Origin of the sequence: Mycobacteroides immunogenum (assembly GCF_001605725.1) — a bacterium.
GTDB lineage: Bacteria > Actinomycetota > Actinomycetes > Mycobacteriales > Mycobacteriaceae > Mycobacterium > Mycobacterium immunogenum.
In genome coordinates this window covers 4,827,507-4,851,615 of the sequence record NZ_CP011530.1, presented here as the reverse complement: position 1 = coordinate 4,851,615, position 24,109 = coordinate 4,827,507, and the positions used below count along the sequence as shown (strand labels likewise).

The 24,109-nt window shown below is 65.5% G+C and carries 23 protein-coding genes and 1 riboswitch; of the genes, 12 read left to right on the top strand and 11 right to left on the bottom strand.

Annotated features, from left to right (window positions below; genetic code table 11):
* Genes ABG82_RS24035 through ABG82_RS24025 form a run of 3 tightly spaced genes read right to left on the bottom strand, consistent with a single transcriptional unit; the run spans position 1 to position 4,594 of the window.
* The gene (locus ABG82_RS24035; protein ID WP_043076787.1) at positions 1 to 2,286 is read right to left on the bottom strand and encodes a serine/threonine-protein kinase PknG; all 2,286 of its coding nucleotides are present in this window, start codon (positions 2,284 to 2,286) and stop codon (positions 1 to 3) included.
* Positions 2,286 to 3,266, bottom strand: a complete 981-nt coding sequence (locus tag ABG82_RS24030; RefSeq protein ID WP_162269277.1) for a glutamate ABC transporter substrate-binding protein — start codon at positions 3,264 to 3,266, stop codon at positions 2,286 to 2,288. The genes ABG82_RS24035 and ABG82_RS24030 overlap by 1 nt, the downstream gene beginning before the upstream one ends.
* Entirely contained in the window at positions 3,266 to 4,594 is a 1,329-nt protein-coding gene (locus ABG82_RS24025; protein ID WP_043076785.1) for a hypothetical protein, read from the bottom strand. Before ABG82_RS24025 ends, ABG82_RS24030 begins: the two co-directional genes overlap by 1 nt.
* A gap of 78 nt (positions 4,595 to 4,672) precedes the next feature.
* Here ABG82_RS24025 and ABG82_RS24020 point away from each other — a divergent pair, with 78 nt between their 5' ends.
* Positions 4,673 to 5,221: an NUDIX domain-containing protein gene (locus ABG82_RS24020; RefSeq protein WP_043076873.1), complete on the top strand. Its 549-nt coding sequence runs from the start codon at positions 4,673 to 4,675 to the stop codon at positions 5,219 to 5,221.
* Between the two features lie 10 nt (positions 5,222 to 5,231).
* Positions 5,232 to 5,663, top strand: a complete 432-nt coding sequence (locus ABG82_RS24015) for a hypothetical protein (RefSeq protein ID WP_043076784.1) — start codon at positions 5,232 to 5,234, stop codon at positions 5,661 to 5,663.
* 42 nt (positions 5,664 to 5,705) lie between these two features.
* Here ABG82_RS24015 and thiE read toward each other — a convergent pair whose 3' ends face one another.
* Positions 5,706 to 6,392 (bottom strand): thiamine phosphate synthase, encoded by a 687-nt coding sequence (thiE, locus tag ABG82_RS24010; protein WP_043076783.1) that lies wholly within the window; start codon positions 6,390 to 6,392, stop codon positions 5,706 to 5,708.
* Between the two features lie 24 nt (positions 6,393 to 6,416).
* A riboswitch (TPP riboswitch) is annotated at positions 6,417 to 6,532 on the top strand.
* Between thiE and thiO the strand changes: the two genes are divergently transcribed.
* From thiO to ABG82_RS23970, 8 genes are all read left to right on the top strand, one after another.
* The gene (gene thiO / locus ABG82_RS24005; RefSeq protein WP_043076782.1) at positions 6,532 to 7,605 is read left to right on the top strand and encodes a glycine oxidase ThiO; all 1,074 of its coding nucleotides are present in this window, start codon (positions 6,532 to 6,534) and stop codon (positions 7,603 to 7,605) included. (Overlaps the previous riboswitch by 1 nt.)
* Entirely contained in the window at positions 7,602 to 7,799 is a 198-nt protein-coding gene (gene thiS / locus ABG82_RS24000; RefSeq protein ID WP_043076781.1) for a sulfur carrier protein ThiS, read from the top strand. The genes thiO and thiS overlap by 4 nt, the downstream gene beginning before the upstream one ends.
* Before the next feature lie 62 nt (positions 7,800 to 7,861).
* Entirely contained in the window at positions 7,862 to 8,584 is a 723-nt protein-coding gene (gene thiG, locus ABG82_RS23995; protein ID WP_043076872.1) for a thiazole synthase, read from the top strand.
* A 17-nt stretch (positions 8,585 to 8,601) separates the two neighbouring features.
* Positions 8,602 to 9,576, top strand: coding sequence for an ABC transporter ATP-binding protein (locus ABG82_RS23990; RefSeq protein WP_043076780.1), 975 nt, complete (start codon positions 8,602 to 8,604; stop codon positions 9,574 to 9,576).
* Positions 9,576 to 10,328: an ABC transporter permease gene (locus ABG82_RS23985; RefSeq protein WP_043076779.1), complete on the top strand. Its 753-nt coding sequence runs from the start codon at positions 9,576 to 9,578 to the stop codon at positions 10,326 to 10,328. The genes ABG82_RS23990 and ABG82_RS23985 overlap by 1 nt, the downstream gene beginning before the upstream one ends.
* A 20-nt stretch (positions 10,329 to 10,348) precedes the next feature.
* Complete coding sequence (locus tag ABG82_RS23980) at positions 10,349 to 11,848, top strand: M28 family metallopeptidase (RefSeq protein WP_043076778.1); 1,500 nt, start codon at positions 10,349 to 10,351, stop codon at positions 11,846 to 11,848.
* A gap of 165 nt (positions 11,849 to 12,013) precedes the next feature.
* On the top strand, positions 12,014 to 13,516 hold the full coding sequence (locus ABG82_RS23975) for a M28 family metallopeptidase (RefSeq protein ID WP_043076777.1): 1,503 nt from the start codon (positions 12,014 to 12,016) through the stop codon (positions 13,514 to 13,516).
* 38 nt (positions 13,517 to 13,554) lie between these two features.
* A complete protein-coding gene (locus ABG82_RS23970) occupies positions 13,555 to 13,950 on the top strand; it encodes a hypothetical protein (RefSeq protein WP_043076871.1) in 396 nt (131 codons plus the stop codon).
* A 3-nt stretch (positions 13,951 to 13,953) separates the two neighbouring features.
* Here ABG82_RS23970 and ABG82_RS23965 read toward each other — a convergent pair whose 3' ends face one another.
* Positions 13,954 to 14,670, bottom strand: coding sequence for an NUDIX hydrolase (locus tag ABG82_RS23965; RefSeq protein WP_043076776.1), 717 nt, complete (start codon positions 14,668 to 14,670; stop codon positions 13,954 to 13,956).
* A 94-nt stretch (positions 14,671 to 14,764) separates the two neighbouring features.
* Between ABG82_RS23965 and ABG82_RS23960 the strand changes: the two genes are divergently transcribed.
* Positions 14,765 to 15,715 carry a TauD/TfdA dioxygenase family protein gene (locus tag ABG82_RS23960; protein ID WP_043076775.1) on the top strand — a complete coding sequence of 317 codons (951 nt, stop codon included), beginning with the start codon at positions 14,765 to 14,767 and terminating at the stop codon, positions 15,713 to 15,715.
* Between the two features lie 2 nt (positions 15,716 to 15,717).
* Here ABG82_RS23960 and speB read toward each other — a convergent pair whose 3' ends face one another.
* The 4 genes from speB to ABG82_RS23940 form a co-directional block, all read right to left on the bottom strand.
* Positions 15,718 to 16,716, bottom strand: a complete 999-nt coding sequence (speB, locus tag ABG82_RS23955; protein ID WP_043076774.1) for an agmatinase — start codon at positions 16,714 to 16,716, stop codon at positions 15,718 to 15,720.
* A 78-nt stretch (positions 16,717 to 16,794) separates the two neighbouring features.
* Complete coding sequence (locus ABG82_RS23950) at positions 16,795 to 18,249, bottom strand: NAD-dependent succinate-semialdehyde dehydrogenase (RefSeq protein ID WP_043076773.1); 1,455 nt, start codon at positions 18,247 to 18,249, stop codon at positions 16,795 to 16,797.
* Complete coding sequence (gene gabT, locus ABG82_RS23945; RefSeq protein ID WP_043076772.1) at positions 18,246 to 19,595, bottom strand: 4-aminobutyrate--2-oxoglutarate transaminase; 1,350 nt, start codon at positions 19,593 to 19,595, stop codon at positions 18,246 to 18,248. Before gabT ends, ABG82_RS23950 begins: the two co-directional genes overlap by 4 nt.
* A gap of 213 nt (positions 19,596 to 19,808) precedes the next feature.
* The gene (locus ABG82_RS23940) at positions 19,809 to 20,747 is read right to left on the bottom strand and encodes an amidohydrolase family protein (protein ID WP_043076771.1); all 939 of its coding nucleotides are present in this window, start codon (positions 20,745 to 20,747) and stop codon (positions 19,809 to 19,811) included.
* 142 nt (positions 20,748 to 20,889) lie between these two features.
* Here ABG82_RS23940 and ABG82_RS23935 point away from each other — a divergent pair, with 142 nt between their 5' ends.
* Positions 20,890 to 21,678, top strand: a complete 789-nt coding sequence (locus ABG82_RS23935; RefSeq protein ID WP_052510939.1) for a helix-turn-helix domain-containing protein — start codon at positions 20,890 to 20,892, stop codon at positions 21,676 to 21,678.
* 5 nt (positions 21,679 to 21,683) lie between these two features.
* On the opposite strand, the gene ABG82_RS23930 is transcribed toward ABG82_RS23935, so the two are convergent.
* On the bottom strand, positions 21,684 to 23,225 hold the full coding sequence (locus ABG82_RS23930; RefSeq protein ID WP_043076770.1) for an APC family permease: 1,542 nt from the start codon (positions 23,223 to 23,225) through the stop codon (positions 21,684 to 21,686).
* A complete protein-coding gene (locus ABG82_RS23925) occupies positions 23,218 to 24,108 on the bottom strand; it encodes a universal stress protein (RefSeq protein WP_043076769.1) in 891 nt (296 codons plus the stop codon). Before ABG82_RS23925 ends, ABG82_RS23930 begins: the two co-directional genes overlap by 8 nt.
* Position 24,109: the final 1 nt, after the last annotated feature.

Genomic DNA, 24,109 nt, shown 5'->3' with positions numbered 1-24,109 from the left:
TCAGAGCAGAGAGGTCGGCCGCGTCGCGTTGGCCAGGTCGACCAGCGCGTAACGGTGCGCGCGTTCAGTGGCCCGGCGGGCCAGTGCCCGCAAGCACCGCTCAACTCCTTGGCGCAGTCCACGTTTGGTGAACGGCACCCCCAGAATGTGGTGTCCGGTGGAATGATTGGTCTTGATCCAGTCCAGCGCCGTGCCGAGCACCAGCGCCCTGATCTGCAGCACCCGCGGTTCCGTCTCGGGTAACGCCTCGACCCTACGCGCGGCCTCGCGAATATCGTCCTCGGTGACCTCAGAGAGCGTGCGGCCCGAGAGCAGGGTCACCGCACTGGTGAGACGCGCGGTGGTGAAATGGCGTGAGGTGGGTGGCACGTTGTCGAGCATGCGCACCGCCTCTGCCCGTTCTCCGCGTGCGGCGAGGGTGCGGGCGAGCCCGTAACCCGCCGAGATGACGCTGTTGTCGGTGGACCACACGGTGCGGTACAGGTCCAGGTTCTTTTCATCGCCGGCCAGTTCGGCGGTCGCGGCCAGCGCCATCTTGGGGGCGATCTCACCGGGCAGGAAGTCCAGGACAGCGGTGAAATGCTTTGTCGCTTGGTCGTAGTCGCCGTTGAGCAGTGCGGCCATGCCGCGATACCAGGTGAGCCGCCAGGGCGTGCCCACCCGGTCTTCGAGTTGGTCGAGCTTGCTGTTGGCCTTCGCGACATCGCCCAGATCCAGGAGTGCGCGCGCCTCCATCAGCGGCAGCTCGACGGATTCGGTCAGGTCTACGCCGTCGGCGTCGATGCGTCCCAGGCGCGCCGCCTTCAATGATTCCAGTGTCTGTATGGGCTGGCTCAACACGGTGGCCTGCAGGATCGCCGCACCCACATCGGTGGGATCCAGCAGCGGAACCTGAAGGGCGGTCACGATATCGGGGGCCGTCAGGCTTGGTGGGTGGGCCAGACCATCGACGTACACGTCGGTGTGTGCCACCAGCAGATCGACGCCGAACGTCGACCGGGACGGGCTGAACAGCGTGGACATACCGGGCCGGGGCGTGCCCGAATCCTGCGCCACCACTTCACGCAGCACACCCACCAGCTGCGTGGCCATCTCCTCGGCGCTGCGGAAGCGCGCGCTGGGATCGGGGTCGATGGCGCGGCGCAGAAAGCGGTGGTACGAGTCGTATTTGGCCAGCACCGGGTCTTCGCTGGGCAGCCCGTCCTTGTACCGGCCCTTACGCGTGGGCATGCGCAGGGTCAACACCGCGAGAGTGCGTCCCACGGTGTAGATGTCCGAGGCGACGGTGGGGCCGGTCTTGGAGATCTCGGGTGCCTGATAGCCGGGTGTTCCATACAGGTTGCCGTAGGCGTTGATCGAGGCGACCGCGCCCAGGTCGATGAGTTTGAGCTGTTCCTCGGTGACCATGATGTTCTCGGGCTTGAGGTCGTTGTAAGTGAGCCCTACCGAATGCAGAAAGCCCAGTGCGGGCAGGATTTCCAGCATGTAGGCGATGGCCTGCGCGACGGGAAGGGCGCTCCCCTTCGGCTGCTTGAGTGAGGTGCCACCGACATATTCCATCACGATGTATCCGACGGGATTGCCGTGCTGGTCCGGGTGTTCGACGAAGTTGAAGATCTTCACGATCGACGGATGCGCTACCTCGGCGAGGAAGCGCCGCTCGGCCATCGCGATGTTCTGCGCTTCGGCGTCACCGGAGTGCACCAGGCCCTTGAGCACCACCGGGCGATCGTTGACATTGCGATCCACCGCCAGGTAGATCCATCCCAATCCGCCATGGGCGATGCAGCCCTTGATGGCGTACTGCCCGGCGATCACGTCGCCCGGATTCAGTTGCGGCAGAAACGAGAAACTGGAGCCGCAGGCGGGGCAGGTGCCCTCGCTCTGTGCCGGCTGATCGTCGCCCGGTTGCTGGCCGGAACGTCCGACGGGCTTGCCGCAGTTCCAGCAGAACCGTTTGGATTCCTCGACGACCGGATTGGTCATCAACGCTGCCAGCGGGTCGATCTCCGGAACACGCGGGATCTCGACGAGACCACCGCCCAGGCGCCGGGTGGGGGAGAGCAGTACCCGCGTGGTGGTGGCGCGGACCTCGGGTTGGGTGGTGGGTTGCGTCGCGGGCTGGGTGGAGTCCGGCGGGCGGAACACCGCCCGGGTCGACATGGGCCGCATCGTCGAGGCGGAGTCGATGTCCAGGTCGGCCAGGGACGCGGGCTGGGTGCCCGGGCCCTCGTCCGCGGATACGGCGCCGGCCAGTTCGTCGGGTTCCTCGGGAGCTTCGCTCATCAGTCCCGGTACTTTGCGCTCGGCGGTGCGGGGGCGGGCCCCAGCACACTTAACCACTTGCGGTACAAAGCGTTCCACGTTCCATCGCGCCGGATGCGTTCGAGGGTGCGATTGACGTAGCGAACCAGATCGGTGTTCTCCAGCTTGATGCCGATGCCGTAGGGCTCGTCGCTCATGTTCGGCCCGATGATGTGCAGGTAGGGGTCCTGGGACATCAGGCCGGCGAGGATCGAGTCATCGGTACTGACCGCGTCGACCTGCCGCTGCTGCAGTGCCACCAGGCAATCGGCCCAGGTGACCACCGAGATGATCACCGGGGGTGGAGTTATCTGCGAGAGCCGATTCAGTGACGTGGTGCCCCGCGCGGCGCACACACGTCTGCCGGAAAGATCCTGCGCGTTGGTGATACCCGAGTCGCGGGACGTCAAGATCCGTTGGTAGTTCATCAAATACACCGACGAGAAGTTGACCTCCTTACGGCGTGCACAGGTGATGGTCATGGTTTTCACCACGATATCGACCGTGGAATTCTTCAGTGCGGCGATGCGATCCGCCGACGACAGAATCCGGTATTCCACCCGTTCGGGGGTGCCGAAGATGTCACGGGAGATCTCTCCGGCGATATCGACATCGAATCCGGTCAGCTCCCCGGTGATCGGGTCACGGAAGCTGAACAGGTTGCTTCCGATGTCCAATCCGACAACCAGCCGCCCGCGCTTGCGGATGGCCGCAACCGCCTCGTCGTTGGCGGCCTTGTCGTTGGTGGGGCGCAGGCTCGCCGTGGGGTCGCACGAGGTGTCGACCTTGTCCAGCACCGCGCGGTTGGGCTCTTGCTCCGTCATTTCCGCGGGTGTCGGCCGCGGCACCGTCAGCTGGGGCAGTGGCGTGGAGTTCTCGGGTGTCGAGCACCCGGCCAACAGCGCGGCGGCAAGCGCGAGGACCCCGAGCCTGCGCGCCGTACGCTGCGTCACCAATCGCATCATCGGTACTCACTCAGTCGCGGCCACAGACCGACGCCCACGCATATGGCGCCGCCCATCGTGAGAATCAGCGCACCCGCAGACGACAACGTCAGCGCGCGTTCGGCGTTGAGAACTCCCGAGCGGAGCTGGCGGCGACTGTCCTGAACGGCGTTGCGCAATGACGCGTCGAGACTGTCAAAGGCGGGCGTCGAATCCGAGTCACTGCTACCGAGTGCCACCTGGGTGGCGGCCTGGTAGTTGCCCACGCCGATATAGGCGTTGATCCGGTCATCGGCCTGCCGCCACCGGACGAGCAGCTGCTGTGCGTGCTCCAGGTCCGCGCGCGCGATGGCGTCCGGATTCGACAGGTACTCGCCTATCTTGCGATCCATGTCGTCGACGCGGTCGTAGTACGACTTCTTGCGGACGTTCTCATCGCCGCGGCGGATGAGTGCGAGCGTCTCGTCGGCGCGGGCCTGCTGGGCCGAGATGACCAGTTGGGTGATGGTTTTCAGCGAGTGGGCGCCACCATTGCGTGCCTCGGTGCCCAACGAGGCCGAGACGGCTAACGCGATACCCACCCAAACCACCATAAGCAGTAGGGCCAAACCGCCGGCCAGCATGCCGGGGTTGATCATGCGCCGCGTCTTCTTGGACAGCCAGCGATGCCCGAAGACTCCGCCGATGATGGTGCTCAGCACGATCAGGATCACGGGGAAAGGCACCCGCGTCGACGCGCTGGTCTCTTGGTCGACGCGATTCGAGGTTTCTTCGTACAGACGCTGCGCGTCGGGCAGGATCGTGCGCTGCATCAGTGCCGAGGCTTCGCTCAGATACGAGGCGCCCACCGGATTGCTTGCCCGGTTGTTGGTGCGGGCGGTCTCGATCAGTCCGGTGTAGACCGATAGCTCGGCATTGATTCTGCTGAGCAGCTCCTGCATCGGTCTGTCGGTGAGTCCGCTGGACGCCGCGACAAGCGCGGTAGAGGCGTCGGTGATTGCCTGCTCGTACCGTTCCCGCACACTTTGCGGCTCGGTGCCCGCTATGAAGGCGGTGGTCGCCGCGGCATCGGCAATCGACAGCGTGCTGTACAGCTGCCCGGCCGAGTAGGCGAGTGGTTCGGTGTGATTGAGCACGGTGCTGAGAGCCTGTTGCCGATCCTGCACGCTCGCCGAGGTCGCCACCGCGGACAGCACGCCGGCAGCGGCGAGGGCGATACCGAGCATCAGAATCTTGCCGGGTGTGGATTTGAGAAACCACCACCACGGATGAGCTGGCACGATCCTCGTCGTCGCGCCGACGGGCTCGGTCGACGGGTGCGCTAACCGCGTCGTCCCGACAGTCAACCTTCTACCCTTCCTCTCCCGGCCTTAACAGGAAGTCTAAGAGCATGTTTAGGTTTCGGTGGCTCTACTGTGGACTCTGTGCGTGGCGACGGTGACGGATGGGTTGTCGCTGACACCGGCGCGCGATTCTGGGGACGTTACGGCGCGGCCGGGTTGCTGCTGCGGGCGCCGCTACCGAATGGCCAACCCGCTGTGCTGCTGCAACATCGTGCGTGGTGGAGTCATCAGGGGGGCACCTGGGCGTTGCCGGGAGGTGCGCGCGACAGCCATGAGTCCGCCGAGGAGGCGGCGCTGCGCGAAGCGGCCGAAGAGGCGGGGATCGACCCCGGCGCGGCCACCGTCCGGTCCTCGGTGGTGACGAAACGCATTGATGGTCAGGCGCGTTGGACTTACACCACGGTGATCGCCGATGCCGCCGAATTGTTGCCGACGGCCGCCAACCAGGAGAGCACCGAACTGCGCTGGGTACCCGAGGAAAAAATCGAGGGAATGCGCCTACATCCCGGCTTCAAATCGTCTTGGCCGCTGCTACGAGTCGTCGAAACGTTGCCGGGGGCGCCGAACGGCTTCACCGGCGCGGGCACCGTCGAGCTCGAATCCGGCCGTTTTGCCTGGCAGCTGCCGTAGCGTTCTACCCATGCGTGGACTGCTTCTGGTGTTGGCAATGATCACCAGTGTGCTGCTGGGTGCCTGCGGCGCGGAGAGCTCCGAGAGTGGGCCGGGTGACCGGAACGAGGTGGTGGCGACGGCCCTCGCGCGTGTCGAGGCGCAACTGGGTAAACCGGTCAAGATCGATGTGCGGGTTTTCAACCGCGACGGCGACTGGGCATTCGTCGACGGCCAACTGCAGGACACCGACGGTCAGCCCATCGATTACAGCGGGACGCCGTTCGCCGAGGCGGCCGCCAACGGCGGTGCGTCGAAGCGTTATGACGCGCTGCTACGAAAGATCGGTCCCAAGTGGACGATCGTGGAGAGCGCGATCGGCCCCACCGATGTGCCGTGGGAGGGCTGGCGGGCCAAGTATCCGGATGTCCCGGCCCAGATCTTTGACGCGCCGATGCTCTGATCCGTCGCGCCGAGCGGGCCGGACGCGAGTGGTTTCGGTGATCTACCCGCGCGCGTTATGCGCTCGGCGCACCGGGTCGCGCAGCGAGGCCGCGGCCTCACGCGGGTCTGCCGCCGCGGTGATCGCCCGCACCACCACGATCCGCGAGGCCCCGGCTTCGAGCACCTCGGGCACCCGTGCCTGGTCGATTCCGCCGATCGCGAACCAGGGCTTGGTGGTCCCGAGGTCCGCCGCCGCCCGCACCAACCCGAGGCCGGGCGCGGTGCGGCCCGGCTTGGTGGGTGTTGGCCAGCACGGCCCGCAACAGAAGTAATCGATCTGGTCATCGCCGGCTGCTGCGGCGGCCTGTTCGGCGTCGTGCGTGGAGCGGCCGATCAGCACATCCGGTCCGACGATTTCCCTGGCCACCGCCAGGGGTAGGTCGTCCTGGCCCAAATGCAGGATGTCGGCGCCGGCCGCCCGGGCGATATCGGCGCGGTCGTTGACGGCGAACAGTGCGCCATGACGTGCGGCGGCTTCGCCCAGAATCGCCAGGTACTGGAGTTCTTCGGTCGGTTCGAGCCGGCCGAACTGCTTTTCACCGGCCGATCCCTTATCCCGCAGCTGCACGATGTCCACCCCTGCGGCCAGGGCAGCGTCCACGAACTCGGCGAGGTCGCCGCGCTCCCGGCGCGCATCGGTGCAGAGGTACAGGTGGGCGGACTCAAGCCGGGCCGAACGCGGGTGCATAGTCGAAGACGCTAGCGTTGTAGGGGTAAGTAACGCGGGAGCCCCGGGATGTCGGGGCTGAGAGTGGGCCAAGGATTCCGGCCCTGACCGTCGTACCTGATCCGGGTCATGCCGGCGAAGGGAGTTGGCTCCGATTGTGATGTCGTCTCAAAAAGGCTCGGTCGCCGTCATCGGCGGCGGGGTCATTGGGCTGTCCGTGGCACGAGAGGCTGCCCGGGGAGGTTGGCAGGTCATCATTTACGACGACGGGCGCAAGGGTCCGTCGTGGGTGGCCGGTGGCATGCTCGCGCCGTACAGCGAGGCATGGCCGGGTGAGGACGACCTGCTGGACCTGGGAATCGAGTCCCTGGGCATCTGGCGGGACGGGTTCATCGATGACCTGGAAAACCCAGTGATCACCGCGCGGGGTTCACTCACGGTGGCGGTGGATACCGCCGACGCCGGTGAGCTGCGCACCATGACGGAGTGGCTGGCCGGGCGCGGACACGCGATCACGGAGACCGCCCACGCCCGCGATATCGAGCCGATGCTGGCGCAGAACATCCGGCGCGGTTTCACCGCACCCGACGAACTCTCCGTCGACAACCGCAAGGTGCTACAGGTGCTCACCACCGAATGCCTGGCACTGGGTGTGGTTTGGGGCCCTCCGGTCGTCCATATCGGTGATGTCGATGCCGATCAGGTGGTGATCGCCAACGGGGTGCAGGCGGCCGCTCTGGCAGATCTGCCGGTTCGCCCGGTCAAGGGGGAAGTGCTGCGGCTGCGACGGCGACCCGGCGCGATGCCGCCGCCGGTGCATGTCATCCGGGCCCGGGTGCATGGACGGCACCTGTACCTGGTTCCCCGCGAAGACGGCGTCGTGGTCGGCGCCACACAGTATGAACACGGGCACGACACCGCGCCCGCCGTTGCCGGGGTGCGGGATCTGCTTGATGACGCGTGCACGTTGTTGCCGTGTCTGGGCGAATACGAATTCGCCGAATGTGCTGCGGGCCTGCGACCGATGACCGATGACAATCTGCCCATGGTGGGCAGGCTCGACGATCGTGTCATTACCGCCGCCGGGCATGGCCGTTCCGGTTTCCTGCTCGCGCCGTGGACGGCGAAGACGATCGGGACAGTCCTTGACGGTGGCGAGTCGCCGGCCGCCGTAGACCCCCGCCGGTTTGAAGAGGCGCACAGTGTGAGCAGAGCCAGTCAGGAGACCCGATGAATATTCAGATAAACGGTGATGCGCGCGAAGTCACCGACGGCGCGAACATCTGGCAGCTGCTTGAGCAGCTGGGCTTTCCCGAATCCGGGATCGCCGTGGCCATCAATCACACGGTGGTGCCCAAATCCGATTGGGACACCGTGGTTTCCGTTGGCGCGAACGTGGAAATCGTCACCGCGGTGCAAGGAGGATAAGCACAGTGGATAAGGGCGAGGCGCTCTGTATCGCGGGCCGGACTTTCGGGTCCCGGCTCATCATGGGCACCGGGGGTGCCGCCAATCTCTCCATCCTGGAGCGGGCCCTGGTGGCATCCGGCACCGAGCTGACCACTGTCGCGATCCGGCGTGTCGACGCCGCCGGCGGCACCGGTGTGCTGGATCTGCTCAAGCGGCTCGACATCGTGCCGTTGCCGAACACCGCCGGATGCCGCGGTGCGGCGGAGGCGGTGATGACGGCACAGCTGGCGCGCGAGGCACTGGAGACCAACTGGATCAAGCTGGAGGTCATCGCCGACGAGCGCACGCTGCTGCCGGACGCGGTTGAGTTGGTGCGGGCGGCCGAGCAGCTCGTCGACGACGGCTTCGTGGTACTGCCCTATACGACCGACGATCCGGTGCTGGCCCGCAGATTGGAAGACGTGGGGTGTGCCGCGGTGATGCCGCTAGGGGCACCCATCGGAACAGGGCTGGGCATCACCAACACACATAACATCGAGATGATTGTGGCTGCCGCGGGTGTTCCGGTGATTCTCGACGCGGGCATCGGGACCGCCAGTGATGCCGCGCTGGCGATGGAACTCGGCTGCGACGCCGTCCTGCTGGCGACCGCCGTGACCCGCGCCGCCGATCCAGAACGCATGGCCGCGGCGATGGCGGCGGCGGTGACCGCCGGACACCTCGCGCGTCATGCCGGTCGTATCCCGCGACGTTTCTGGGCCCAGGCCTCGAGCCCGGCGCCGGACCGTCGCGCTATGCCATAGCTGGCATAGTGGGCCGCATGATCGAACTGCGGTCGCTGACCAAGGTCTATGGCCAGACTCCGGTGGTCGACGGCCTCTCCGTCACCGTTGAGCCGGGCGTCGTGACCGGGTTCCTCGGACCCAATGGAGCGGGGAAGTCGACCACGTTGCGGATGATCGTCGGTCTGGCCCGCCCCACCTCGGGCACGGCGACGATCGGCGGCAAGCAGTATCACGAGATCGACCATCCGTTGCGGGAGGTCGGCGCACTGTTGGATCCCAAGCAGTTTCATCCCAATCGTTCGGCGCGCAACCATCTGCGGTGGATCGCCGCCGCCAACGACATCCCGTCCCAGCGGGTAGATGAGGTGCTGGAGATGGTCGGGCTGACCGACGTGGCCAACCGTCATGCCGGCACCTTCTCACTGGGCATGTCGCAGCGGTTGGGTATTGCTGTCGCATTGCTCGGCGATCCCAAGGTGTTGCTGTTCGACGAGCCGGTCAACGGTCTGGATCCCGAAGGCATCCACTGGATCCGCACGTTGATGCAGAGCCTGGCGGCGCAGGGGCGCACCGTGCTGGTCTCCAGTCACTTGCTCTCGGAAATGGCCAATACGGCAGATCAATTGGTGGTCATCGGTCGCGGGCGGCTCATCGCGGCGACCTCGATGCATGAGTTTGTGAGTCGTGCGGGCGCCGATGTGGTGCGGGTGCGCAGCCCACAGATCGACACCCTGCGGTCGGCGGCGCAGGAAAGTGGTTTCTCGGTGGTGGGTGCCGAACGCACAGGGGAGCAGGGCGTGCTGGAAATAAGTGGTGCTCTCATCGAGCAGATCGGCGAACTTGCCGCGCGTCTCGGCGTCACGTTGTACGAGCTTTCTCCGCAACGAGTTTCATTGGAAGACGCGTATCTGTCGTTGACCGAGGACGCGGTGCAGTACCGCAGCCAGCTCGACGAGCCGCCCGCGGGAAGAGCGACCGGTGCGCCGGCAGACGCGGAGGGCACGCGCTGATGGGTGTCGTCGCTGCTGAGCGGATCAAGGTATGCACGTCGCGGTCCGCGGTCTGGTGCAGCCTGCTGGCGCTGGCGCTGGGTGTGGGGCTGGCCGGCCTGCAGGGTGGATCGGCCTCGATCTATTCACCCATCTCTCCCGGCGATGCCGCCGGTGGGGCGACGCTGGTGGGGGTGCCCCTGCTCATGGTGTTGGCCGCGATGACGGTGACCAATGAGAACCGAACCGCCATGGTGCGGACGACCTTTCAGGCCACGCCCAACAGATTGCGAGTGATCGGCGCCAAGGCGCTGGTGGCGGGATGCTGGGTGGCGGTGGTCACCGCGGTCACCGCGTTTGTCTCGATCGCCTTGGTGGGGGCGATGGCTGGACCCGTGGCCGGGGCGAATCTGGCGCTGGATGGCACCGGCGTGTGGAACACGATCGGCGCCGTGACCGTGTACGCGTTTTTGTGCGCCGTGCTGGCGGTGGCCGTAGGTGTGTTGCTGAGGCACACCGCGGGCGCTGTTGCGGTACTTCTGTTGTGGCCGACGGTCCTTGAACTGATGCTGGGCTGGCTCACTGATGCCGGAAAGGCGTTGCAGCCCTTCCTTCCTTTCGCAAATGGCATCCGGTTTACCGGGGTGCCCTGGTACACCTCGGATGGCGTCCGCTTCGTCTGGGACGCCACTGGATCGCTCATCTACTTTGCTACCGTGGTTGTCATCACGCTCGTCACAGCGCTGGTTGTGGTGCAGCGACGTGACGTTTAGGTCGGGACAAGGGAGAGCAGATGGCGACCAATCGGGTTCTGTATGCGGTCGCGGTGTCCGCGGCATGCGCGTTGGCGACGGTGACGGCGTGCGACCGGGATGGCGCGGAGGTGCCTCGTTCGGCGCCCCAGGCCGGATCTCAAGAAGCCATCGGTTTCGCGCATTCGCTGCATGAAAAGGTGACCGTCGACAATGTCGTGAAACACCTCTCGGCCCTGCAGGAGATCGCCGACAAAAACGGCAATACCAGGGCGGCGGGCACACCCGGATTCGATCAGAGCGTGGACTACGTGGTGAAGGCCTTGAAAGACAAGGGATTCGACGTACAGACTCCGGAATTCAGTTTCAAGGATTTCCAGGCCAAGTCCCTTGATCTGACGGTCGGAGCCAAGAAGGTGGACGCCGGGGTGCTGTCGTACTCACCGGGTGGCCGGGTCGAGGGACGGCTTGTGCCGGCCCGGGCAGAGGAATCGCCCGGTTGCACGGTCGAGGACTACGACGGGCTCGATATCAAGGGCGCGGTGGTCCTGGTGGACCGCGGATCGTGCCCGTTCGCCGATAAGGAGAGAGTCGCCGCCGAGCGTGGTGCGGCCGCCGTGATCATCGCGGACAACGTCGACGAGAACAAGGCAAGCGGCACCCTGGGTGAGGACTCCAGTCCGAAGATCCCGGTGGTGAGCGTCACGAAATCCGTCGGTGCCGACTTGCGTGAGCACCCGGACAAGGTCGTCCTGAACGTGGATGCCGAGACCAAGGACGTCAAGGCGCGCAATGTGATTGCCCAGACCAAGACGGGTGCCACAACGGATGTCGTGATGGTCGGGGCGCATCTGGACAGCGTCCCCGAGGGGCCGGGTATCAACGACAACGGCTCGGGTACCGCGGCCGTGCTGGAGACCGCCTTGCAGCTAGGGCCAAGCCCGGAGGTCAAGAACGCTGTCAGATTCGCGTTCTGGGGCGCGGAAGAAGAGGGACTGATCGGCTCCACCGACTACGTCAAGTCGCTCGATGTGGATGCGCTGAAAAATATTGCCCTGTATCTGAATTACGACATGCTCGGTTCGCCGAACGCCGCGTACCTCACCTATGACGGCGATCAGTCCGATGAGCCGGACCCGAACGAGGTTCCGGTGCGCATCCCCGAAGGATCGGCAGGTATCGAGCGGACAGAGGTCGCCTACCTGGCGGAGCAAGGCAAGAAGGCGCATGACACCGGCTACGACGGCCGCTCTGATTACGACGCGTTCAGCCGGGCGGGCATTCCGACGGGCGGCATTTTCTCCGGGGCCGAAGACAAGATGTCGGCAGAGGAAGCCAAGGACTGGGGCGGCAAGGCCGGCGAGCCGTTCGACCCGAACTACCACCAGGCTGGCGATACTTTAGCCAATGTGAACAAGGACGCCCTCAAGATCAACGCGGGCGGCGTCGCGTACACCATCGGGCTGTACGCGCAGAGCATCGACGGACGCAATGGCGTTCCGGTTCACGAGGATCGCACTCGCCACAAACTGAAGAGCTAACGACTCCGGGCGGCGCCTGGCCGCGCTCGGCCGAAGCTGGGGTAACAGGTTCGTTGCAACGCTTTCCAAAGACCTTGGGAATCAACGCTGGTGCGGTAGCGTGTGCGATTGCTCGATTCGCACACGTCCACTGGTCACCAAAGAGGTTCCGTTGAGGTTTATTTGATGGCGTTGTTTCGCGCCCGGGGGCTAGCGCGCGGTTGCGCCCTACTCGCGATTGCGGCGGTCGCGAGCTGCTGTGCGCACCCGGCGACGCCGGGTGCCGGTGCGCCGCCTGCGCCCAACCCGAATCTCGCGGCCGATCTTGCGCGTTCGGTAACGGTGGACGCGATGATGGTTCACCTGCAGCAGCTGCAGCAGGTGGCCGACGCGAATGGCGGAAATCGGGCCGAGGGCACACCGGGTTACGACGCCAGCGCCGACTATGTGACAAAGGCATTGAAAGACCGGGGGTTCGAGGTTCAGACACCTGAGCTCTCCAGACTCAAGGTGCTCAGCGAGGGCAAGCCGCTGGTCGATATCGGCGGCCGTCCCTACGCGTTGGATCAGGCATCGTATTTCGCGCAGACGCCCAAAGGCGGCCTCAAGGCCAACATCATTCGCCCGTCGGGCAAGGCCAGTGGCTGTGCCGCGTCCGACTACGGCACGCTCAAGGTGGATGGCCAGATTGCGGTCGTTGACGGCACCGGGTGCTCGGTGGTCGACAAGCACAATGTTGCGAAGGAAAAGGGTGCCACGGCGGTGCTGGTGGCCATGCAGGCCGGCGCGGGCGAGGGTCTGTTCACCCCCAATTACTATGAGCAGCTGAACATCCCGGTGGGAATCATCGACTCGGGGGTCGACACCCTGCTGCGCCGCAATTCGTCACCGGTAACTCTGGTGCTGGATATGAACGTCGCGAAGGTGCGCTCGCGCAGCGTCATCGCGCAGACCGCGACGGGTGATCCCGCCAATGTGGTGCTCGCCGGAGCTCATCTGGACAGCGTGTTGAAGGGACCCGGCATCAACGACAACGGCACCGGAGTGGCGGCGGTCTTGGAGACCGCGCTGCAGCTTGGGCCGAAGCCGGTGGTCAACAACGCCGTCAGATTCGCGTTCTGGACCGCCGAGGAGGATGGGCTCGCGGGATCGCTCGACTACACCAAGAATCGCAGCCCCGAAGAACTCAACGACATCGCGTTGTATCTGAACTTCGACATGCTCGGTTCCCCCAACGCCGGGTACTTCGTGCTCGATGGTGACCAGTCGGCCGCTAAACCGGACGCGAGCCGGCCGCCGCTGGACGTCCCCGAGGGGTCCGCCGGCATTGAACGCACTTTCGCCGGATATCTCAACCTGGCGGGCAAGCGCCCCGCCGCCGAGGAGTTCAGCGGCAGATCCGATTACGGGCCGTTCATGGCCGCGGGTATCCCCGTCGGTGGACTCAGCTCAGGTGCGCTGGACAGGATGAGCGGTCCGGAAGCCAAGACGTGGCAAGGGCGCGCGGGTCAGCCGTTCGACCCCAACTACCACGGTCCCAAGGACACCCTCGCCAATGTGGGTAAGACGGCGCTGGGGATCAACGGCCCGGCAGCGGCCTTTGCGGTAGGTACCTACGCCTTGTCCACGAGCGGGCCGAACGGGGTGCCGGACCGCAAAGTTCGGCGACACTCTCCGCTGGAGCGTTAGGGCAGCTAGCATGCCAGCGCATGAGAAGAATTCTCGCTTTGCTGGTGGGACTGGTGTCGGGTGCCGTCATCGGGTTGCCCGCTGCCCCGATGGTGTCCGCCGATCCCGGAGTGAAGTTGACGTACCGGGTGACCTTGCAGGATCCCGGAACCAATCGCCAAGTGACGATCTCGTACCGCAACGGTAAGGGGGAGAAGGCGGTCAAGCAGACCTGGCTGGACCCGTTCGTGCCGTGGCAGCATGACGTCACGATGACCGCCCGCGAGGCGGCGGTGAGCCTGTTCAGCGACCCGGGCGGCAACTACCTCGGCGAGATCCTGCGCGACGGCAACGTGATCGCGTCCAACACGGTGTATCTGGAACCGGGCTGGGTGGCCGAGCAGAGCGCGACCTATGGGACCCCGACATTGCTGGCGCGTGCCGACGTACCGTAGACCTCACCTCCACGCGAAGACCGGCTGCTCCAGATCGTCGACAGGGTCGCCGTTGCCTTCCAGGCACAGCCATCTCACCTGTAGTAGGACCGCTCCCGTCGGGGCGTGGATCAGATCATTGCCCAACGGGATCTGCACCACCGGGCGCGGGCTCTCCGGAATCGTGATGTAGCGCGGTGAATCCTCGCGTTGCAGCTGGTGCAACCCGACGCGATAGGTGGCGACCACCTCATCGGGGGAGGGGCTCAGCTCCAGCCGGCCTCCGCCCCACACCACCACCGGCGTGATCACGTACCCCGAACGTGTCGGATAGTCGTCGAGCAATCCGAGGACCGTGGAATCGGGTAGCGCGACGCCCAGTTCTTCGTCCAACTCGCGCAGCGCGGCCTCGATGGCATCCTCGCCCGGATCCAATCGCCCGCCGGGTAGCGCCCATTGTGCGGCGTGCGAGTTGAGCCGAGAGGCCCTGCGGCACAGCAGGAATGCTGCGCCACCCGATACGTCGACCATTCTGCCGTCAAGTCCGTGCCCGGGAATCTCGCGGCCGCCGATCCAGTCTTCCAGTGGCGCCGGATCGATGCGGTCTTCGCCTAGGTCCGAATCGACCAGTACGACGGCCACCGCGGCGCGGCGCTTCTCCGGGTCATCGACGGTCCTGCGTGCGTGACCCGCCAGGCGCTCGCCGATACGGTCTCGCAGTTCTTCGTCGTACGCGATCACCGTTCGACCATATCTGCCGCCGCGCGCGGCGCTCTTTCGGATCGAGGTGGCTCTATACCTGGGCATACGGCGCAGGGATTGTTGTGATGCGGGAATGGGCGACGACCAGACACGACGTATCTATCGGGAAGCCGGCATCACCGTGGAAAAGCTCGGTGAACACATTGGCGCCCGAGTCGATGGGGTTGAGCTGCGCGCCGACGTTCCCGCCGAACGGGTGGAGGCGATCCGCGTCGCGCTGGCCGTCAACAAGGTGCTGGTGTTCACCGGGCAGCATCACCTCGACGATGCCGCACAGTACGGGTTCGCCGCGCTGCTAGGGGAGCCGACACTGCCGCATCCGACGGTGCGGTCCCACGGCACCGAGCTGCTGAATCTGGAGGGGGCCGCGAACGGTTGGCATACCGATGTCACCTTCGTCGACCGCATCCCGAAGGCATCGGTACTGCGGCCGGTGACGCTGCCGTCCTATGGGGGTGCCACCACGTGGGCGTCGACCGTCGCCGCGTACGAACAACTGCCCACGCCGTTGCGTTCTCTCGTCGAGGATCTGTGGGCCACGCACACCAACCTGTATGACTACGCGTCGTCGGGGGCATCGGGCGGGGTGAGCGCTGAGCGCCGGGCCGCCTGTTACAGCGAGTTCACCAGTTCCCGTTACGAAACCCTGCATCCGGTGGTGCGTGTGCACCCGGAGACCGGTGAGCGCAGCCTGCTGCTCGGGCAGTTCGTGAAGAGCTTCCAGGATTTACAGAGCGCCGAGTTCGCGGCGTTGTTCCAGCTATTGCAATCGCGTATTACCAAGCTGGAGAACACCTTCCGCTGGAATTGGCGGCTAGGCGACGTGGCCATCTGGGATAACCGGGCCACCCAGCACTACGGCATCGCCGATTTCGGTGAGCAACAGCGCGAGCTGCATCGCGTCACGCTGGCAGGGGACGTGCCGGTGGATGTTCGTGGCCGGCGAAGCCAGATCCTGCTCGGGGACGCCAGCCACTACTCGGGTATCGAGACGCCGCAGCGTTTGGAGCTTTTCGCCGCCTGAGGTCAGCGTGCCTGCGGCGACGGTGGCCCGGCGCTGGCGCCCGCCGCGTCCCGCCGCCGCGCCGCCATTCCGGACAAGGCCTCGAAGACCACCCGGTGCGCGGCGTTGACGGTGAGTTCGGCGTGGTCATAGGCCGGCGCCACCTCCACCACATCCACGGCGGCGACATCGTGTTCGTAACAGAGTTGGCGCACCATACGGAGGAGGTCGGCGCTGGTGATGCCGCCGGGTTCTGGGGTGCCGGTGCCCGGAGCGTGCGCCGGATCCAGCACATCGATATCCACCGACAGATATAGCTTCTCGGCCTTGTTCAGGGCCTCGCCGACGGCGTCGACCATCACGTTCTTGAAGCCGCGATCCCAGATTTCCTGCATGGTGTGCCAGACCATGCCCTGTTCCTTCATCCATTCGAAGGTGTCCTGCGGCGGCCAGTATCCGCGCAAACCAACCTGGACGAAGTGAGTTCCGGGCACCGCGCCGGACTCGATGAGCCGCCGCATCGGGGTGCCGTGGCTCGCGAGATTTCCCTCGATCTCCTCCGCGGTATCGGCGTGCGCGTCGAAGTGCACGATGCCGACGTTGCCGTAGCCGTGCACGTCGGCGACGGCCGTGGCCGAGGGCCAGGTGATGGAATGGTCGCCGCCCAGCACGACCGGCACGATGCCGCGGGAGGCGATGGCGTGCACGCGTTCACGGATGTTGGCGTGCGACACCTCGGTTTGGCCGTGCGGGCAGTACGCGTCACCGAAGTCGACGACCTCGAGCCAGTCGAAGATCTCCAGACCTAGATCCAGGTGGTAGGTACCGGGTTCGTAGGCGGTGGAGCGGATCGCGCGCGGGCCGAACCGCGCACCCGGGCGGTTGGTTGTCCCGATGTCGAAGGGTGCCCCGACAATCGCGACATCCGGTTGCCACTTTTCCAGCTGCTCGATGTCTGTCAGGAATGGCCGCTGCCCGAACGACACCATCCCGGAATAGGGGATGTCGAGTTGCTCCTGCATTCCTTCGGACAGCTCGCGACCGGGCCGAGACTCGTGTGAGTGATTCCCGTGTGAGTGGCCCATTGCGAGATCCTAGGTCTAGGGCAGTGCGATGTATTTCGTTTCGAGGTATTCCTCGATGCCCTCGCTGCCGGCTTCCCGGCCGATGCCCGATTCCTTGATACCGCCGAACGGCGCGGCCACATCGGAGATGACGCCGCGGTTCACGCCAACCATGCCCGATTCCACGGACTCCGAAACCCGCAGCGCACGATCAAGATTGGCGGTGTAGATGTACGCGGCCAGGCCGAACTCGGTGTCATTGGCGGCGGCTATGCCCGCCTCTTCACCGTCGAACCCGGTGATCGCGGCGACGGGCCCGAAGACCTCTTCACGCAGAATCCTTGCGTCCGTGGGCACATCGGTGAGCACCGTCGGCGGGTAGAAGTAGCCCTCGCCGTCGGCGATGGCGCCACCGGTGGTGATGACGGCGCCCTTGCTGACGGCGTCCCGCACCAACTCGTCCACCGATGCCCGCTGCTTGGCGGTGATCAGCGGCCCCACCTGCACGCCACTCTCGTCGCCGGCGCCAATGGTGAGCGCACTCATCCGGGCGGTGAGCTTCTCGGTGAACTCGGCGCGCACCGCGTTGTCGACATGGAAGCGATTGGCCGCGGTACAGGCCTCACCGATGTTGCGCATCTTGGCCGCCATCGCACCGTCGACGGCGGCATCCACGTCGGCGTCGTCGAACACCACGAACGGCGCGTTGCCACCGAGCTCCATCGAGGAGCGCAAGACCCTGGTGGCGCACTGGGACAGCAGGATCTTGCCGACCCCGGTGGAGCCGGTGAAGGTCAGCTTGCGCAGTCGGGCGTCATCGATCAGCGGACCGGTCAAGGCCGAGGCGCTGGTGGTGGGCAGGATCGAGAGCACACCCGCGGGCAGCCCGGCGTCGGCGAACACCTGGCCCAGCAGCAGCATGGTGAGCGGTGTTTCGGCGGCGGGTTTGACGATCATGGTGCACCCGGCGGCTAGCGCCGGGCCGATCTTGCGGGTGCCCATCGCCAGCGGAAAGTTCCATGGGGTGATGGCCAGTGTCGGGCCGATGGGCTGCTTGGTGACCAGGATCCGGCCGGCACCGGTCGGTGACGAGGTGTACCGGCCGTTGATGCGCACGGCCTCCTCGGCGAACCAGCGCAGGAACTCGCCGCCGTAGGCCACCTCGCCCTGGCTCTCCGCCAGCGGCTTGCCCATTTCCAGCGTCATCGCCAGCGCGAAATCGTCGCGCCGCGCCATCACCAATTCCCAGGCCCGCCGCAGGATTTCGGCTCGTTCACGGGGCGCGGTGGCGGCCCAGGACTGCTGCACGGCGTAAGCCTCATCGAGCGCGGTGGCACCGTCGGCGGGCGCGGCGTCTGCCACTGTCGTCAGGACGGCGCCGGTGGCGGGGTTGTGCACCGAGAACCGGGCTCCCGTCGACGACGGGACCTGCTTGCCCCCGATCCACAGCTCGGTGGGAATGGCATCGATCAGCGTGGAGTGGTCGGTCACTGGCGGCTCGCCTTCTCGCGAATGATGTCGGCGAGGACGGTGATGCCCTCGTCCAGTAGATCGTCCCCGATGACCAGCGGGGGCAGCAAGCGGATGACATTCCCGAAGGTTCCGCAGGTGAGGATCAGCACACCCTGGGAGAGTGCCTCGGCGGCAATGGCTTTGGTCAGAGCCGCGTCGGGTTCGAGAGTGCCGGGTTTGACGATCTCGATGGCCAGCATGGCGCCGCGTCCGCGCACCTCGCCGATGACGTCCACCTCGTCGGCGAGTGTGCGCAGCCGGGACACCACCGAGGTCTCGATGACGCGTGCGCGGCCCGGAAGGTCGAGCTCACGCATGACGCCCAGCGCGGCGATGGCGGCCGCGCAGGTGACGGGGTTGCCGCCATAGGTGCCACCCAGGCCGCCGGTGTACACCGCGTCCATCAGCTCGGCGCGTCCGGTGACGGCGGACAACGGCATGCCGCCCGCGATGCCCTTGGCCATGGTGACGATGTCGGGAACGATGTCGTCGTGCTCGGAGGCGAACCAGGCCCCGGTGCGCGCGAACCCCGTTTGCACCTCATCGGCGATGAAGACAACACCGTTGTCCTTGGCCCATGCGGTGAGTGTGGAGAGGAATCCGGGCGCGGGCACGATGAAGCCGCCCTCGCCCTGGATGGGTTCGATGATGATCGCGGCCAGTGACTGGGCGCCGATCTGGGTCTCGATGCGGGAGATCGCGCGCCGTGCGGCTTCCTCGCCGGTCAAGCCCGCCTCGTCACGCAACGGATAGGAGGCAGGCATCCGGTAGACCTCGGGCGCGAAGGGCCCGAACTGCGACTTGTAGGGCATCGACTTGGCGGTCAGCGCCATGGTCAGGTTGGTGCGGCCGTGGTAGGCGTTGTCGAAGGCGACGACGGCGGGGCGGCCCGTGGCCAGCCGTGCCACCTTGATGGCGTTCTCCACGGCCTCGGCGCCGGAGTTGAACAGTGCGGTGCGCTTCTCGTGATCGCCCGGGGTGAGGGCGTTGAGGAGTTCGGCGACCTGCACGTACCCCGCATAGGGCGTCACCATGAAACAGGTATGGGTGAAATGCGTTGCCTGGTCCGCGATTGCGGCCGCAACGGCGGGGTGGGAGGCGCCGACCGTGGTGACCGCGATGCCCGCCCCCAGGTCGATGAAGGAGTTGCCGTCGGCGTCGACGATCACACCGCCGTCGGCGTCGACCGCGTAGACCGGCGCGGTGGAGCCGACGCCCGCCGATACCGCGGCGCGGCGTCGCTCGGCCAGGGCACTGGACCGGGGCCCCGGCAGGGGCGTCACGATGTTGCGCTTCTGGGGGAGGCGATAGGTGATGTCGGTCATGGCGCTTCCTGTCGTCGATCCGGCGATCTCAGTGTGCCGCTGTGCGGCGTCCCTGGGAATGGCCGGTTTGTCTATCGACGGGCCCCGGTTGTGCCGTTTTGGCACGCACTCACCGAAGCGCCGACACGCCGTGTTTGACGCGCGGTTCTCCCGCTTTGCGTACAAACACGGCGTGTCGGCGATCGGTCAGAAGGACGTCAGGAGGGCGGGGTGTCACCCAAGACGCGCAAAGAGCTTCTTGGCGTTGATGTTGTTGAAAGCGGCCTTCTGCGAATCGCTCAAACCCGTTTCATTGTCCAGTATCTGGGTGAACCGTGCGGCCACCGGTGGGGCGGCGTAAGGGAAGTCGCTGCCGAACAGGATGCGTTCGGAATCGGCGAGTTCCAGGAAGCTTGAAAACGCGTACTTGCCCGAGGACAGCGCGGTGTCCCAGTAGAACAGCTTGAACTTGGCCAGCAGTTGCTCGGCGTTGGGGCCGTCCGGCGCCAGAGAGGGCTGTAGTTCGCAGAACCGCAGCACGGTGTAGGGGACGAACCCACCCGCGTGCGACAGGATGATCTTCACATTCGGATAGTTGTCCAGCACCCCGTTGAACACCATGTGTACGGCATTGCGTGTGGTGTCGAACGGGTAGTCCACCAACGGCCCCGGCACATCGGGTAGCAGCGGGATCTGCGGGTGGCCGGGGTGAATGAAGACGACCGCCGAGCGCTTATCGAGGGCCTTCCACAGCGGTGCGAAGCGTGGGTCACCGAGGTAGGCACCGTCGTAGTTGCTCAACAACACGATGCCGTCGGCGCCGATGCTGTCCAACGCGTACTCGGCCTCGGTGACGGCGGCCCCGACGTCCGGTAGCGGCACCGTCGCGAAGTTGCCAAATCGGCTGGGATACTTGGCAACCAAGTCGGCGACGTACTCGTTGACCTTGCGGGCCAGATCAATCCGCTGCTGGCCGTGCCAACCGGTGACGCTGGGGGCCGTCAAGGACAGGACGCTGGTGGCGATCTGGTTCTCATCCATGAACTTCAGATGTGCGTCGGCGCTCCACCCGGGAATCGCCCACCCCGATGGGTCTCCGCCGTGGTTCAGCAATGCCTCGCCCCAGAACGGGGGCACCACATGTGTATGAACGTCAATACGATCCGCGGCCATGCTGACTCTCTCCTGTCTCTTGGTGCGATTCCGCCATCCTGAACCGCGATTCCGGCTCAGTTGGACACTATGACCGGGCCAGGGGTTGCGGGAGGGGGAGAAATTTGCCCACCCCCATACGTGAGCAATTAGTCTGCGAGATATGGCAGCCCGACGTGATCCGCGGCTGGTGGAGCTGGGGTCCTTGCTACGGACCCGCCGAAGCGCGATTCACCCCGACGCGGTGGGGCTTCCCACGCCGGACGCGCGCAGACAGGTGGCGGGGCTGCGTCGCGAAGAAGTAGCCGATATGGCCTTCACCAGTCTGGAGCACTACACCCGTATTGAGCAGGGCCGCGTTCCGCCCAGCAGGGATGTACTGGACCGCCTCTCCTCGGTCCTGCGGCTCACCGAAGACGAGTGCCGCTATGCCCGCCAGCTGCTGGCCGGCTCCGGCCTCCGCCCCTCCCCGATAGCCGCACTGCCCCAGGTCAGTGGGCCGATATTGCACCTACTGCAACGGCTTACCGATATCCCCGCGATCTTGATCGGACCCCAAACCGCGATTCTTGCGTGGAACGACGCAGCGGCACGGCTGTTCCTGGACTTCGGGCAGATACCCGTCGCCGAACGAACCTTCGTCGAGCTGCTGTTCACGCACGAGAGCTTCCAAAGCAGATTCGGTGACTTGCCCGCCATGCGTCGCGTCGCCGTAGGCATCCTTCGCTCCACGTCCGCCGACGAACTGTCCAATGGTGAGTACTCGGCCCACCTCCAGAAAATCTCGGAGGCCAGTGCCGATTTCCATGCCATGTGGCACCAATTCGACGTCGCACAGCCACGCGGAATACCGGCGCTGCCTTTGCACCACCCCGAAACCGGCGAGATCGTCGTCGACGTGGTCACCCTGTTGTTTGACGACCCCTCGCAGCGACTGTTGCTTTTTGTGTGACACCGTTATTCGGACAACGGTGCGGTGTCCCGGGTGAGGGTGCGTCCCCGAAAGAAGTCAGGGCTGGTGAAGCGCATGATCAGCATGAGCACCGCGCCGAACGCCAGGATTCCGAAGCCGAGATAGAACACCAGGCCGATACCACCGATCGCGGCACCGCTGCCGGTCTTCTCGGGGTCCATGCTCTCGCGTACGGAGATCACGAACACCGCCCCCAGCATCAGACCGCCCAGGAGCGGAAACAGGAATTTGTACACCACGTTGTGAGCGCTGGCGAACAGCTCTGTGCGGAAGTACCACACGCAGGCGAAGGCGGTGATGCCGTAATACCAGCAGATCATGATGCCCAGGGCGGCAATGGTATCCAGCAGGGTGCGATCGGAGAGCAGGCTGACAATCGTGTAGAAGGCCGCGGTGACGGCGCCGGCCACCACGGTGCTGAATGTGGGTGTGAGGAATCGCGGGCTGACACTGGCGAACCGCTTCGGGAACGCGCCGTAGGTCCCCATGGCCAGCATGGTGCGCGCGGCGGGCAGCGAGGTGGTCTGCAGGCTGGCCACCGCGGAGGCGAATATCGCCAACAGCAGCAGCGGGCCGAGCCAACTGCCCAGCACCGGGTTGGCCAGGGAGCCAAAGACATTGTCCTTGTTCGCCTCGTTCGCCAGACCCAGATCGGTGTCGCCGACGCCCGCGAACATCATGACCGCGACCGCCACTAGGAGATAGGTCAACAGGATGGACAGCACGCAGAGCAGACCGGCCCGCCCGGGTACTTTGGTGGGGTCCTTGCATTCCTCGCCGAGCGTCAGGCAGGTGTCCCAGCCCCAGAACGCGAAGATCGAGCCGATAAGCCCAATGACGAAGGCGCTCAGGGTTAGTCCGGTGAGTGGGTTGAACCAATCGAGGTCGAAGTCGAGGTGTCCGGCCGCGCTGGGGGCCTTCGCGATGGCGACGACGGCGAAGAGCACCAGCACGATCATCTGAAAGCCGACCAGAACGTACTGCACCTTTTCGCTGGTGGTGATGCCGCGGCTGGAGATGTAGGTGGCGATGGCCAAAAGCGCCACAGTGGAGATGATGTTGACGGCCTTGTTGTTGGCGAGCTCGGCGACCGTTTGATTGTGAAAGACCGCGCCGAGGAACTGGTATCCGTATTGCACACCGATCGAGGCCAGATTGGACAGCACGATGATGGTGGCAATCACCATGCCCCACCCGCACATCCAGCCGACGTAGGGTCCGAATGCCTTGGTGGACCAGGTGAATGAGGCTCCGCAGTCCGGTGCTCGCGAATTCAGTTCGCGGTAGGCGTACGCGGTGAGGAACATCGGGATGAATCCGGCGATGAGGATGGCGGGCATCTTCAGGCCGACCGCCGCCACGATCAGTCCGATGCTGGCGGTGAGCGTGTATCCAGGTGCCACCGTGGAGATTCCGAGGACCGCGCCGGTGAAGGTGCCGATCCGTCCGGCGGCCAGGCCTTTTGAGACAAGTCCTTCGGACTGCTCGGCATGTTCCAGTTCAGCGCGAGCGACGTCCTCAGTCACTATCGCCCCCTTCTTCCTTCGGGATGACGACCATGGGAACCTGCAGCACCCGGAGCATCTTGGCTGCCGTCGACCCGAGGAAGAGTCGTCGCGGCTGCGCGAGACGGCTGGAACCCACCATGATGATGTCGCCCTCGCGCCAGTCCAGTTTGTTCACCGCCGCTTCCACGGTGGGTCCCTCGGCGACCATTGAGGTAACCGGGAAGTCCGGTGGAAGAACCAATTTGGCGGTTTCGAGGGATTGCTGCGCGTGGATGGTGGCCCGCTCACGCGCCGACTGGTCGTCGTCTCCGCCGGGAATCGGATCGATGGAGACCAGGGACACCAGCCGCAGCGGGGTGTCCGCGCGCTTGCAGATCCGCAGTGCGGCGTCCAGCAGCACCCGCGCGCCGGGCCGGGTGCCCATGGCGCAGGTGACCTCACGGATGCGCAGGTTTTTCTGGTAACGCGCGCCGCGCGGTGAGATGACCAGCGGAATCGGCGAGGAATGCACGAGTTCGTTGACTACCGATCCCAGTGACAGGCTGCCCACCAGTCCACCCCCGGAGCCGCCCACCACGATGGCCGCGGCGCCCACGGCCTCGCATTGCGCGATGAGCCCCTCCGCTATCGATTCGTGGAAGCTGATATGCGTCTGTACCGACAGGTCGTCGGGGATGGTCGCCTCGGCATGTTTGAGCCAATGCGTGGCGTTTTGGGACAAGATGTCCTGACGTTCCTGCTGGGGTAGGGGAGCCAGGATCGGGCGGTCCAGGGGCAGCACCATGCACAGATCCAGATGCGCGCCCAACGAGCGCGCGATCTGTGCGCCGACGGCTAGCGCGTCATCGCCGCCCGGGGTGGCCAGATATGCAACAGCAATCCTCGTGGCGGCGGTGTTCACG

What these genes read in the sequence shown, in the direction of transcription:
- ABG82_RS24035 (WP_043076787.1), bottom strand. Translation starts at nt 2,286, where the DNA reads ATGAGCGAAGCTCCCGAGGAACCCGACGAACTGGCCGGCGCCGTATCC.
- ABG82_RS24030 (WP_162269277.1), bottom strand. Translation starts at nt 3,266, where the DNA reads ATGCGATTGGTGACGCAGCGTACGGCGCGCAGGCTCGGGGTCCTCGCG.
- ABG82_RS24015 (WP_043076784.1), top strand. Translation starts at nt 5,232, where the DNA reads ATGCGTGGACTGCTTCTGGTGTTGGCAATGATCACCAGTGTGCTGCTG.
- thiE (WP_043076783.1), bottom strand. Translation starts at nt 6,392, where the DNA reads ATGCACCCGCGTTCGGCCCGGCTTGAGTCCGCCCACCTGTACCTCTGC.
- thiO (WP_043076782.1), top strand. Translation starts at nt 6,532, where the DNA reads ATGTCGTCTCAAAAAGGCTCGGTCGCCGTCATCGGCGGCGGGGTCATT.
- thiS (WP_043076781.1), top strand. Translation starts at nt 7,602, where the DNA reads ATGAATATTCAGATAAACGGTGATGCGCGCGAAGTCACCGACGGCGCG.
- thiG (WP_043076872.1), top strand. Translation starts at nt 7,862, where the DNA reads ATGGGCACCGGGGGTGCCGCCAATCTCTCCATCCTGGAGCGGGCCCTG.
- ABG82_RS23990 (WP_043076780.1), top strand. Translation starts at nt 8,602, where the DNA reads ATGATCGAACTGCGGTCGCTGACCAAGGTCTATGGCCAGACTCCGGTG.
- ABG82_RS23985 (WP_043076779.1), top strand. Translation starts at nt 9,576, where the DNA reads ATGGGTGTCGTCGCTGCTGAGCGGATCAAGGTATGCACGTCGCGGTCC.
- ABG82_RS23980 (WP_043076778.1), top strand. Translation starts at nt 10,349, where the DNA reads ATGGCGACCAATCGGGTTCTGTATGCGGTCGCGGTGTCCGCGGCATGC.
- ABG82_RS23975 (WP_043076777.1), top strand. Translation starts at nt 12,014, where the DNA reads ATGGCGTTGTTTCGCGCCCGGGGGCTAGCGCGCGGTTGCGCCCTACTC.
- ABG82_RS23960 (WP_043076775.1), top strand. Translation starts at nt 14,765, where the DNA reads ATGGGCGACGACCAGACACGACGTATCTATCGGGAAGCCGGCATCACC.
- speB (WP_043076774.1), bottom strand. Translation starts at nt 16,716, where the DNA reads ATGCAGGAGCAACTCGACATCCCCTATTCCGGGATGGTGTCGTTCGGG.
- gabT (WP_043076772.1), bottom strand. Translation starts at nt 19,595, where the DNA reads ATGACCGACATCACCTATCGCCTCCCCCAGAAGCGCAACATCGTGACG.
- ABG82_RS23940 (WP_043076771.1), bottom strand. Translation starts at nt 20,747, where the DNA reads ATGGCCGCGGATCGTATTGACGTTCATACACATGTGGTGCCCCCGTTC.
- ABG82_RS23935 (WP_052510939.1), top strand. Translation starts at nt 20,890, where the DNA reads ATGGCAGCCCGACGTGATCCGCGGCTGGTGGAGCTGGGGTCCTTGCTA.